Annotated in this window: 10 protein-coding genes; all 10 read right to left on the minus strand. The window is 64.6% G+C overall.

Annotation, left to right across the window (positions count from 1 at the left end; all coding sequences use genetic code 11):
• Positions 1-16: 16 nt before the first annotated feature.
• The 10 genes from FJ986_RS16745 to ftsZ all read right to left on the minus strand — a co-directional run bounded on the left by FJ986_RS16745 (position 17) and on the right by ftsZ (position 12,244).
• Positions 17-1,534, minus strand: a complete 1,518-nt coding sequence (locus tag FJ986_RS16745) for a glycerol-3-phosphate dehydrogenase (RefSeq protein ID WP_140675102.1) — start codon at positions 1,532-1,534, stop codon at positions 17-19.
• A gap of 45 nt (positions 1,535-1,579) precedes the next feature.
• On the minus strand, positions 1,580-2,620 hold the full coding sequence (locus FJ986_RS16750; RefSeq protein ID WP_140497767.1) for a 2-hydroxyacid dehydrogenase: 1,041 nt from the start codon (positions 2,618-2,620) through the stop codon (positions 1,580-1,582).
• Positions 2,621-2,630: 10 nt separating this feature from the next.
• Entirely contained in the window at positions 2,631-4,184 is a 1,554-nt protein-coding gene (locus FJ986_RS16755) for an FGGY-family carbohydrate kinase (protein WP_140675105.1), read from the minus strand.
• Positions 4,184-5,308 carry an ABC transporter ATP-binding protein gene (locus tag FJ986_RS16760; protein WP_140497763.1) on the minus strand — a complete coding sequence of 375 codons (1,125 nt, stop codon included), beginning with the start codon at positions 5,306-5,308 and terminating at the stop codon, positions 4,184-4,186. The genes FJ986_RS16755 and FJ986_RS16760 overlap by 1 nt, the downstream gene beginning before the upstream one ends.
• Entirely contained in the window at positions 5,305-6,423 is a 1,119-nt protein-coding gene (locus tag FJ986_RS16765) for an ABC transporter ATP-binding protein (RefSeq protein WP_140497761.1), read from the minus strand. The genes FJ986_RS16760 and FJ986_RS16765 overlap by 4 nt, the downstream gene beginning before the upstream one ends.
• A 4-nt stretch (positions 6,424-6,427) precedes the next feature.
• The gene (locus tag FJ986_RS16770) at positions 6,428-7,285 is read right to left on the minus strand and encodes a carbohydrate ABC transporter permease (RefSeq protein ID WP_140629088.1); all 858 of its coding nucleotides are present in this window, start codon (positions 7,283-7,285) and stop codon (positions 6,428-6,430) included.
• A gap of 12 nt (positions 7,286-7,297) precedes the next feature.
• The gene (locus FJ986_RS16775; RefSeq protein WP_013896837.1) at positions 7,298-8,221 is read right to left on the minus strand and encodes a sugar ABC transporter permease; all 924 of its coding nucleotides are present in this window, start codon (positions 8,219-8,221) and stop codon (positions 7,298-7,300) included.
• Positions 8,222-8,381: 160 nt separating this feature from the next.
• The gene (locus FJ986_RS16780) at positions 8,382-9,827 is read right to left on the minus strand and encodes an extracellular solute-binding protein (protein ID WP_140559298.1); all 1,446 of its coding nucleotides are present in this window, start codon (positions 9,825-9,827) and stop codon (positions 8,382-8,384) included.
• A gap of 45 nt (positions 9,828-9,872) precedes the next feature.
• Positions 9,873-10,847, minus strand: a complete 975-nt coding sequence (locus tag FJ986_RS16785) for a sugar-binding transcriptional regulator (protein ID WP_181165158.1) — start codon at positions 10,845-10,847, stop codon at positions 9,873-9,875.
• Between the two features lie 359 nt (positions 10,848-11,206).
• Entirely contained in the window at positions 11,207-12,244 is a 1,038-nt protein-coding gene (gene ftsZ, locus FJ986_RS16790; RefSeq protein WP_140497755.1) for a cell division protein FtsZ, read from the minus strand.
• Positions 12,245-12,292: the final 48 nt, after the last annotated feature.

Genomic DNA, 12,292 nt, shown 5'->3' on the forward strand with positions numbered 1-12,292 from the left:
TTGGCGATGATTGCCATCACCCTGCCCTCGCCAGCCGGCTCGCGCACCAGTGTTCGAAGGCCGATCTCTCCTCGGCGGAAAGATGCAGGCCGTGCTTGGTGCGCCGTTCGAGAATGTCGGCCGGTGTCTCAGCCCATTCCAGCTCGAACAGGTAACTGGCCTCGCGCTCGAAGAAATCCTTGCCGAAACATCGCCCGAGTTCCGCGAGCGAACGGGCCGCGCCGACCACAAGACGTGTCCTGGTGCCGTAGAGCCGACCGTAATGCTTGAGCAGCGATGCCGGCATCCATGGATACTCCCGCCCGAGATCTCCTAGAAACTGTTCGAAATCGGCATTGGCGATGTCGCCGCCAGGCAGATGCGCCTTCGCCGTCCAAGGCTTGCCCATCCGGGGGAAGAACGGAGCGATCCTGTCCAGCGCATGCTCGGCGAGCTTCCGGAAGGTGGTGATCTTGCCGCCGAAGACGGACAGCAGCGGCGCCTCAGCATCCGGCGCGTCGAGTTCGAAAATATAGTCGCGGGTCACGGCACTCGGGTTGTCGGCATTGTCGTCATAGAGCGGCCTGACGCCGGAGAACGAATAGACGACATCGCCGCGCGCGAGGCCGCGCTTGAAATAGCGGTTGACCACCCTGATCAGGTATTCGATCTCGCTCTCATCCGCCGCCACGTCCTCGGGTCGGCCGTCATAGGGAATGTCGGTGGTGCCGATCAAGGCGAGATCGCCCTGATAAGGATTGATGAAGATCACCCGCTTGTCGCTGTTCTGGATGAGGTAAGCTTGGCGGCCCTCCCAGAATTTGGGCACGACGATATGGCTGCCCTTGACCAGGCGGACATTGCGCGTCGAGTTCTGGCCAGCAACGCGGTTGATGATGTCGTTGACCCAAGGGCCAGCGGCATTGACCAGCGCCCGCGCTCGCACGGTGGTTTTCACGCCGGTCTTGCCGTCGCGCATCTCCACCGACCAGAGGCCGCCTTCCCGGCGGGCGGCGGTGCAGGCGGTTCGGGTGAAGATCTTCGCTCCGCGCTCGCGCGCATCCAGCGCATTGATCAGCACGAGACGGGCGTCGTCGACCCAGCAATCGGAATATTCGAAACCGCGCTTGAACTCGTCCTTGATCGGCGCGCCCTCGGGCGCGGTGCGCAGGTCGAGCGTGCGGGTGGCCGGCAGCCGCTTGCGGCCGCCGAGATGGTCGTAGAGGAACAGGCCGAGCCGCACCAGCCAGGCCGGCCGGTCGTCAGGACTGTGCGGCAGCACGAAGCGCATCGGCCAGATGATGTGCGGCGCCGATTCCAGGAGTACCTCGCGCTCGATCAGCGCCTCGCGCACCAGGCGGAACTCGTAATATTCGAGGTAGCGCAGGCCGCCATGGACGAGCTTGCCCGATCGCGAACTGGTGCCTTCCGCCAGATCGTCCTTTTCGCACAGGATGACGGAGAGGCCGCGGCCTGCTGCATCGCGGGCTATGCCGGCGCCGTTGACGCCCCCGCCGATGACGAAAAGGTCGACGATTTCGGGTCCGCCACTCATCTCGTCACGATCTCGCTGCCGGATTTACACACCATGGCTGCCGCCTCAGCACGGATTGACCGGAGGCAGCCCGGCGATATAGCGGCGCACTTCCTCGGCGGCCTGCTCGGCCGCATAGGTCACGGTGCGCACCGAGGCGCCGGCGATATGCGGCGTCAGCGTCACGTTGGGAAGCTGCAGCAAGGGCCAGTCCGACGGCACAGGCTCGACCGCGAACGTCTCCAGCATGGCGCTGGCGATCTGGCCTGAAACAAGCGCCTCATAGAGTGCGTCATAGTCGACCAGCGGCCCGCGCGCCGTGTTGACGAAGATCACCCCGGGTTTCATCCGCGCGATGGTGTCCTTGCCGATCAGGCCGCGCGTCTCCGGCGTCACCCGCGAATGCAGCGTGACCACGTCGGAGCGGGATAGGAGATCGTCAAGCGCGACCAGTTCGACGCCGGCGTTGCGGTCCTCTGCGCTCAACTGCACATAGGGGTCGCTGACCAGAACGTGGCAGCCGAAAGCGCGCAGCAGCCTGACTACCTTTGTTCCGATATTGCCGTAACCGACGACGCCGACCGTCATCTCGCTAAGCTCGCGGCCGGTGCGGTCGGCGCGGTAGAGATCGCCGCGCCATTCGCCCCTGCGCAGCGCTTCGTGGCCGACCCGGATCAGCCGCGTTTCGGCCAATATGGCGCCGATGGTGAATTCGGCCACGGCGGTCGCGTTGCGGCCGGGCACGTTGACGACGGTGATGCCATGCGCGCGCGCCGCTTCCATGTCGATGTTGATCGGGCCGCCGCGCGACACCGCGACCAGCTTCAGGGCCGGCAGGCGGCGCATCATGCCCTCCGACAATGGTGCAAGCTGGGTGACGAGGATCTCGGCATCGCCAATGAACTCGACGACCTCGTCGGGACGGCCGAAATACTCCTTGACCTTGTCGAGGCCGAGCGCCGGATCGCCGAATTCCATCGGCTCGTCGGGCCAGGCGGTCTGCAATGTCCTGACATCGAGGTCACCGCTCGCGACCTTCTCGATTTTGGCGCGAAACACCTCCGGAAGCATGAAGTTGTCACCAATGATCGCTATTTTCCTGGGCATACTCGACTTCTCAATTTGCCTGCACCGAAGCCATCGCGCGCCAGACCGGTCGCAGCGCCTGGTGCGCCAACACGTAGGACGGGGTCATCCTGTCGTAGATCGCGGCGAGGTCCCGATCACTCGGCTCCGCCTCGCCAAGCAGCGGCGTCACCCATTCCGCGACGCATTCGTCCATCGACTTGTACAGGCCGACGCAGACCGCGGCTATCATCGCCGCGCCGGCCGCCCCGGCCTCCTCGCGCTGGCTGGTGCGGATGTCTGCGCCGACGGCGGCTCCGAGGATCTTGCGCAGCGCCGGGCTTCGGGCGGCGCCTCCGGTCAGCCGGATCTCGCGCGGCAATGGCCCCATGGCGGCGTAGCAATCGCGCGCGGCGAAGGCCAATCCCTCGAAGACGGCGCGCACCAGGTCGGCATAGCCGTGGCGCGAGGATATGCCGACGAAGCCGGCCCTGGCATTGGCATCGACGAACGGCCCCCGCTCGCCGGCCTCGGACACATAGGGCTGGTAGAGCAGCGAGGCGGGCTGCGAGGCCGCGATCCAGGCATCGACGAGCGCGATCATCTCGCCATTGCTGCGGGTGATGCCTTGCGAGGCGAGGATGCCGGAGGCAAGCCCAAGCACCCAGTCGATGTTGAGCGTCGCCGCCATGTTGGACTGCATCTGCGCGAACACGCCGGGCGCCGGCATGGCCATGGTATAACCGGTCGCGGCCTCGTTGAGCTGCACGTCGTCCGGCGTCTCGGCCAGCCGCATATGCATGCCGGTGGAGCCGATGATTGTGCAGCCGGGCTTGCGCTCGCGGTCGAGCAGGCCGGCGCCAAGCGCGGTGCAGACGACGTCGACATAGCCGAGCACGACCGGCGTGCCGGCAAGCATGCCGGTGGCGGCGGCCGCCGCCTGCGACAGACCGGCGCTGTGCCTGGTGCCGTCTGTGACCGGCGGTAGCAAATGCCTGAGGTCGGCGACGCCGAGCACGTCGAGCACATCCTCGCTATAGTCGCGGGTGCGGAAATCGCCAAAGGTGAAGGTTCCCTCGGAGGGGTCGGTGGCGCGCTCGCCGGTCAGCTTGAAATAGAGCCAGTCCTTGCAGTGAAACGCCGTCGCCGCCTTGCCAAGCATTTCGGGCATGTTGCGCTTCATGAACACGAACTGCGAGCCCTGCTGGCAGGCGGCGAGCCCGCTGCCGGTCTTTTCGAAGCGCAGTCGGTCCTCGGGCCGCGCGCGGATCTCCTCGACGACGCCGGCGGCGCGCGCGTCGAGCCAGAGCCAGCCCTTCGCCACCGGCTCGCCCTTGCCGTCGATCAGCCAGGTGCCGTCGCCCTGCCCGGTCACCGCGATGGCGATGGTCCGGCCGGCGAGATCGGGCACTTTCTCGGCGAGCTGGCGCAAGGTCGCCGCCGCATCCACCCATGTGCGCGCAAGATCCTGTTCGGCGCCGCCGCCCGGCAGCGTCTCGTAATGGTTCGGCGTTGCCGCGGCGGCGATCTGCCGGCCTTTCGTGTCGAAGGCGATGGACTTGATGACGGAAGTACCGGCGTCGATACCGATCAAGAGATCACGCATCAGGCGAGCTCCATGCCGTGCGAAATGGCCTCGCCGCTCGCCTGGTCGAAGACATGCAGGTTCTTCGGGTCGATGCTGACATTGATCGGCGCGCCAAGGTCCAGCCGGGTGCGGTCGTGCTCGACCAGGACCAGCGAGCCGCCGGCGAAATCGGCCGCTATATGGGTCTGGTCGCCAAGCCATTGATTGGCCGAAACCCTGGCGGGGACCCCTTCCTTCGAGCGCCGCACCGCGTAAGGCCTGATGCCGATGACGACGCGCTCGCGGCTGAGCAACTGGTCGCGGACGGGAGCGCTGAAGGCGTCCTTGTCGTAGTCCAGCGACAGCCCGTCGGGAAGCCTGAGATTGATGCGCCCGGCGGTGGCGCCGACATAGGCCTCGAAGACATTCATCGGCGGCTCGCCGACGAAGGTGCCGGTGAACAGGTTCGCCGGACGCTCCTTGATCCTGTCCGGCGTATCGAACTGCTGCAGCACGCCGCCTTCCATCACCGCGATGCGGTCGGCAAGCGCATTGGCCTCGGTCTGGTCGTGCGTGACCAGGATCGCTGTCAAGCCGCGCTCCTTGATGAAATGCTTGATGCGGCCGCGCAGCACGGCGCGAAGCTGCGGCTCGAGCTGCCCCATCGGCTCGTCCAGCAGATGCAAATCGGCGTCGCGGATCAGCGCCCGGCCGAGGCTGGCGCGCTGCTGCTGGCCGCCGGAGATAGAGCTTGGGTAACGCTCCAATATATCCTCGATCTCGAGCAGCTTGGCGATGCTGGCGACCCTGGCCTCGACCTCGCTTCTGGGCAGCCGGGCCGCCTTGAGCGCGAAGGCCATGTTCTCGCGCACCGTCAGCGGCGGGTAGAGCGAATAGCCCTCGAAGGCCATCGCCACGTTGCGCCTGACCGGCGGCAGCGTGTGCACCTGGCGGCCGGCGACCGAGATCGCGCCGCGCGACACCTCCTCGAAGCCGGCGATCATGCGCAAGGTCGAGGTCTTGCCGCAGCCGGACGAACCGAGCAGCGCCACGATCTCGCCCTTGCCGATCTCCATCGTCAGCTTCTTGACGGCGTGGACGCCCCGGTCGATCGGGCCATAGAATTTGTCGACGCCGGAAATGGTGAGTGCGCTCGCGCTCATGCGGCTTCTCCGTTGCGCAAACTGACGACATTCTTCGAGCCGATGCGCTCGCCGCCGGCGCGATCGAACAACAGGGCGCTCTTGCCGTCGACGGCAATGTGGGCCTTGCCTTCGCTGCGGCCCGGTGTTCCGGCCGGCCGCGAAACCAGGATCTCGCGGCCGCGCAACGTGCGCACCAGCGTGACGATCTTTTCGTTGAGCGGGGTTTCGGCCTCGACCGTCACCGGAATGGCGCCGGGTTCATTTTCTCCGACGAAATGCAGTGCTTCCGGCCTGAGCCCGATGATGCAGTCGCGGCCGACCGCGGTCTCGGGAGCCCCGCCGAGATGGACCTGCACATTCGACAGGGCGACATGGATTCCCTTGGCGCCAAGCGCCGGCTTGACGTCGAGCAGGTTGATGGTCGGGTCGCCGAACAGCCGCGCGATCTCGATGTTGGCCGGCTCGCGATAGATTTGTTCGGGCGTGCCGAGCTGGCTGATGACGCCTTGCGACATCACCGCGATGCGGTCGCCGAGCGCCATGGCTTCCTTATAATCCTGGGTGACGTAGACGACGGTGGCGCCGCGGTCGGCTAGCAGGCGCGGCAGTTCGAGACGCATCTCGAAACGCAGCTTGGCATCGACATTGCGCAAGGGATCGTCGAGCAGCAGCAGCGGTGGCGAGCCGACCAGCGCACGGGCAAGCGCGGTGCGCTGCTTCTGGCCATTGGAGAGCGCACGCGGCTTGTGGGAGAGCACATGGGCGATCTTCAACAGCTTGGCGACACTCTCGACGCCGGCCTTGATCGCGCCTTGCGACGAGCGCTTGGCCTCCAGCGGCGTCGCGATGTTGTCGAACGCGCTCATATGCGGAAACAGTGCGAAATTCTGGAACGCCATGCCGACGCCACGAAATTCGGCGTCGACGTCGGTCATGTCCTCGCCGCCGATGAGGATCTTGCCTTCGTCGGGGTCGATGACGCCGGCGACGAGGCGCAGCAGCACCGTCTTGCCGGCGCCGGAGGGTCCGAACAGGACCAGCGTCTCACCGTCGGCGACGGTCAGCGAAAGATTGTCGAGCACGGTCTGGCTCTTGTAGCGCTTGACGAGGTTTCTGAGTTCGAGGCTGGCCATGGAACTACCCCTTCACCGCGCCGAGCGACAGGCCTTCGACCAGATAGCGCTGTGCATAGAGGGCGAGCGCCAGCGTCGGCGTGATCGACAGGACGATGGCCGCCGAGATCTGGCCGTACTGGATGCCCGAGGAGGTGATGAAGGCGAGCGCGCCGACCGTCACCGGCTGCTTGTCGGCCGAGGCCAGCACCAGCGCGAAGACGAAATTGTTCCAGGCGAAGATGAAGGCAAGCAGGCCGGCAGCGGCGATGCCGGGGCCGGCGAGCGGCAGCGCGATCTTGCGGAAGGTGGCAAACCAGGAATGGCCGCCGATGCGATAGGCATATTCGATGTCGGCCGGAATATCCTCGAAATAGCCGCGCACGATCCACAGGATCAGCGGCAGGCAGATCAGCTGGTAGACCCAGATCAACCCGATATAGGTGTTGGCCAGCCCGAGCTTCTGGAAATAGAGCGTGAGCGGCAACAGCACCAGCAGGGCCGGCGCGAACCTGAACGACAGCAGCGTGAAGGCGATGTCCTCCGAGCCGCGGAACTTGTGCCGCGCGAAGGCGTAGGCCGCCGGGACGCCGAGCAGCAGCGAGACCGCGACCGAGGTCACCGACAGGAACACCGAATTCCACAGGTTGCGCATGAAGGCGATGTCGAGCGTGCCGGCGGCGGTCGTCAGCTTGCCGGTGATCAGCGCGGTGTAGTTGGCGAGCGTCGGCTCGAAGACCAGCTGCGGCGGAATGCGCAGGATGGTCTCGTTGGTCTGGAACGACATCATCAGGATCCAGACGATCGGGAACATGAAGAAGACCACGACCAGCGTGAGTGCCGCGCCGCGCAGGGTGCGTTCAAGCAAGGAGGTGTGTTCCATGGCTGCCTCCTCCTATGCCTGGCCACGGGCGCGCTCGCGCAGCCTGAGCCAGTTCTTGATGAAGATGTTGGAGAGGAAATAGGTGATTGCCCACAGGATGATCATCAGCGCCGCCGAGCGGCCGACATTGGTCGACTGGAAGAAGTTGAGATAGGCCTCGACCTGGAAGACGGTCAGCGTGTCGCCCGGTCCTCCTTGCGTCATGGCGTAGATGATGTCGAACTGCTGGATGGAATCGAGCAGGCGGAACAAAGTCGCCGTCAGGATATACGGCGTCAGCATCGGCAGCGTGATGCGGAAGAAGACGAAGCTCCTCGGCACGCCATCGAGGGCCGCGGCCTCGAAGGGCTGCGTCGGCAGGCTGCGCAGGCCGGCAAGCAGCAGGATCATGATGAAGGGCGTGTAGACCCAGATATCGACGAGAACGACGGTGAACAAAGCCGTCGACGGCGACGAGGCCCACCGGAAGTCCTGTAAGCCGATGAGGCTGGCAAGATAGCTCAGCACGCCGAAGCCGGGATTGGTCATCAGCTTCCACATCAGCGCGGCCAGTGCCGGCGCCGTCATCAGTGGCATCAGCAGCATGATCGAGATGAAGTTGTTCAGGGTCGAGCGCTTCTGCAAAAGCAGCGCGATGGCGAGGCCGAGAAGCAGTTCCAGCACCACCGTGGTGCCGGCATAGAGCAGCGAGATCTTGAGCGTGTTCCAGAACTTCGGATCGGTGAAGAAGGAGATATAGTTGTCGCCCCAGTTGAACTGCCGCGCCCAGGGCTGGCTCAGCCGATAGCGCTGGAAGGAATAGACGACCGAGGTCAGGAACGGAATCAGGATGCCGATGCAGACCAGCAGAGCCGGCAGGCTGAGCACGTAGGGCAGCACTCTCTTGCTGATCCTGAAGCCCGAGGGCTTGGGCCTTTGCGATACCACCGCAGTCATCGTGCTGCTCCGTTGTCCCTGTCGCTCCGCCCTGCCGGCCGCCCAAGGGAGCAAGGCGGCCGGTCGGGCGAATTGGCGGCCACCTTACGGCCCCGCGTCGCAATCTTGAAAAGGTCAGGTGAGGACCGGCCTGCCAAGGCTGGCCGGTCCTCTGTTACATCTAGCCGAGGCCGGCTTCCTTGAGCTGGCCGTTGATGCTTTCGGCCAGCTTGTCGAGACCCTCGTCCACCGGCACTTCCTTGGCCACCATCTTTTGCAGCGTCGCCGCCCATTCGGTGGTGAGATCGAAGAACAGCGGCTGCGCCGTGAACTTGATCGAGGCGCCCGGCGCCGAGGCGTCGAACATTTCGACATAACCGGGATAGCTCTTGTTCAGCTTCTCGCGGAACGTCTCATCCTTCCAGACCGACTGGCGGACCGGATTGACGAAATCCATCTTGGTGGCGCCGAACAGAGCATGCTCGGGTCCGGAGGCCCACTGCATGAAGTACCACGTGGCGTCCTTGTCCTTGGAGAAGTTGGACATCGACAGCGACCAGATCCAGATGTTCGGCGTTGGCGCCTTGGCCTCCGGGTTGGCCTTGAAGGCGGCAAAGGCAAGCTTGCCGGCCATCTTGTTGTCGCCGCCATTCATGAAGTAGCCGAGGATGTCGGCGTCGAAGATCATCGCCGAGGCGCCGGCGCCGAGATCGGCGCCGACCTGGTACCAGGTGTAGGTCGACCAGTCCTTCGGACCGCTTTCCTGGATCATCTGCACCCATTGCTTGTGGAAAGCCTTGGACTGGGCGGTGTTCATGGCGGCCGACAATTTGCCGTCGGCCGACACGTTCAGGTCCTTCTGGTCGAAATTGGCGTAGGCCGAAAGGAAACCCGGATGGATCGTCGCCCAGGAGCGCGACCCGCGCACGCCAATGCCGTAGACGCCGCCGCCGACATCCTTGGTGAGCTTGGCGGCCGCGGCCACCATCTCGTCCATATTGCCGGGAACCTTGACGCCTGCCTTGTCGAACATCCCCTTGTTGTAGGTGATGTTGTTTTGTTCGAAGCCCCACGGAATGCACCATTGCTTGGCGTCTTCGGACCCCAGGGCCCCGCCCGGCTTGCCGTTCCAGGCGCAGGAGTTCTTGACGCCGGGCAGGAAGTCATCCCAGGCATAGTTGGGGTTGGTCTTGGCCGGATCCTTGATCCATTCATTGAGGTCGGTGATCCAGCCGGCTGGGCCGTAGGTCCAGGTCATATAGGCGCCGGTCATGAAGGCATCGTATTCGGGCGAGCTCGCCGACAACGCGGCCGTGACCTTGTCGAAATAGACGTCTTCCGGGAACACGTCGTAGACGACATTCATGCCGGTCAACTGCTTGAAGTTTTCGAGGTTGGCGATCATCGCATCCGCATAGGGATGCTTGTTGAGCAGGAGCTTGATGGTCTTGCCCTGGTGCGCCTTCCAGTCGAAGTCGGCGGCCAGCGCCCGGGTCTGCCCAAAATTGAGCAGCGTACCGGCCGTGCCGGCGGCAAGGCCCATCGCACCCAGGCCCTTGATCAGCCCACGACGGTCGACTTGTCCGCGCAGGAAAGCGTCAATGAGGTCTTTCTCTTTCTCATGCATTTGGTCTTCTCCTCCACAGGGTAGTTTTAACTGAACCGACGCCGGCTACCCGACTGGCGTCTCCTCCACGAGCGATCGCGCTGTCCGCTCATCAGTTATCAGGCCCTTGAGATAGCGGCCCTCCAGCACCGCTTTGACGGCTCGAACCTTGACCTTGCCGCCGGCGACCGCGACGATCCGGCGGCTGGCGATGTCCTCGCGCGCCAGCGCCAGCGCCCGATTGGAAAGGGTTGTCGCCACCGCTTTGCCGGCATCGTCGAAGAAATGGCCGAGCAATTCGCCGACGCCGCCATTGCGGCGGATCTCCTCCATCTCGCCCTTCTCGATCATGCCGGTGGCGACGAGCGAGGCTTCGCGTTCGGCCGTGCCGATGCCGGCAAACAAAAGGTCGGCGGATCTTGCGAGATCGAAAACCTCGCTGATGCCCTTCTGTCCCAGCAACACCGCGCGGTCGTCCACCGTGTTGGCGAACATTGGCACCGGCATCACATAGGCTTCGGCGCCGGTGCGCTCGGCGAGGCGGTGAATGACGTCATGCGGGTTGGCCGAGAACTTCCGCGTCAAGCCGCCGAGCAGCGAAACGAAGCGGATCTTGTCTGTCGAGCTGCGCGGCAGGTATTCCACGCAGGCGGCGAGCGTGCGGCCATGGCCGACGCCGATCAGCGCCTGCTCGCCGCGTTCGATCTCACGCTTGAGGAATTGCGCGCCGGCGATGCCGAGCGCCTTGAGCGGCAACTCCTCGGAATCGAAATCGGGAACCACCTCGCAATAATCGAGGCCGTAGCGGCGCGACAGCTCGTCCTCGAGCTCGACGCATTCCGAGACTTCGCCGTCGATATAGACCTTCACCAGCCCTTCCTGATTGGCCTTGGTGATCAGGCGGTGGGCCTTGAGGCTGGTCAGCCCGAGGCGCTTGGCAACCTCGGATTGGGTCAGGCCGCCGGCGTAATGAAGCCAGGCGGCGCGTGCCGCCATGCCGGTTTCATCATCGCGCAAGAGGCCGTTTCCAAATCCAACCACGTTCCGCCCTCTGATATTTTTTTCAGTTTCTGCAAAATTTTTCACATGGACGCATCGGAGTCAAGCGCCAAGCGCCTGCAAACGCTGATTTTCAACGAGAATGGACGAGCGAACACCGGGCGTGGCACCGGTCAGGGTCACAGCGGCAGCGAAAGAAAGCGGTGTCGACTTACGTTTCGCACAGGAACTCGATCACCATCGTCGCCGTCCAGGCGAAGCGGCGGCGCCCAGCATTCGCCGGTGAGCGGATCGCACCATTCGGCAAGCCGCTTTCGGGTGATCAGGTCCAGGCTGAACTTGGTGGTGCGCCGGCGACGTCGAGGTGCCCGGCAGCGGCCAAGGCCGCCGGCGAGCAGCGCCTATTGCAACGTCCGCGCCGCGAATGGCATGGAATGGTCGTGCGCCATGCCGGCATCGGCATCTTCCACGCCGAGCCCGCGGTCGAGGCCGGTGGCCACCACCGAAACCCTGAACCGGCCTTCCATGCTCTTGTCGAAGATGGCGCCGACGATGATGTCGGCGTCTTCATAGACCTCTTCACGGATTCTCGTGGCGGCCTCGTCCACCTCGAACAGGGTCATGTCGCGGCCGCCGGAAATCGAGACCAGCACGCCCTTGGCGCCCTTCATCGACATTTCGTCCAGCAGCGGGTTGGCGATGGCGGCTTCCGCCGCCTTCATCGCCCGGCTATCGCCTGACGCCTCGCCGGTTCCCATCATGGCGCGGCCCATGCCGCGCATCACCGATTTGACGTCGGCGAAGTCGAGGTTGATCAGGCCTTCCTTGACGATGAGATCGGTGATGCAGCTGACGCCGGCATAGAGCACCCGGTCGGCGATGACGAAGGCATCGGCGAATGTGGTCTTGGCGTCGGCGATCCGGAACAGGTTCTGGTTGGGGATGACGATCACGGTGTCGGCGCTTTCGCGCAGCCGCTCGATGCCCTCTTCGGCCATCTGCATGCGGCGCCTGCCCTCGAAAGTGAACGGCTTGGTGACGACGCCGACCGTCAGGATGCCTGCCTTGCGCGCCGCCTGGGCGATGACCGGCGCGGCGCCGGTTCCGGTGCCGCCGCCCATTCCGGCGGTGACGAAGCACATGTGGGTGCCGGCCAGATGGTCCATAATCTCGTCCAGCGATTCCTCGGCCGCGGCGCGGCCGATCTCGGGAAGCGATCCGGCGCCCAGCCCTTCGGTCACATGCGCGCCGAGTTGGATCAGCCGCGTCGCCTTGGACATGGTGAGCGCCTGTGCATCTGTGTTGGCGGCAATGAATTCGGTGCCCTGAAGCTGCTCGGCGATCATGTTGTTGATGGCGTTGCCGCCGCCGCCGCCGACGCCGACAACGGTGATCTTGGGTCTCATCTCGGAGATCTCGGGCTTCTTGAACTCGGCCATGCGTCTTCTCCTTCGCCAGTCGCTCGCGCTTCACGCCCCGCCAGATCG

Source organism: Mesorhizobium sp. B1-1-1 (assembly GCF_006442955.1).
GTDB lineage: Bacteria > Pseudomonadota > Alphaproteobacteria > Rhizobiales > Rhizobiaceae > Mesorhizobium.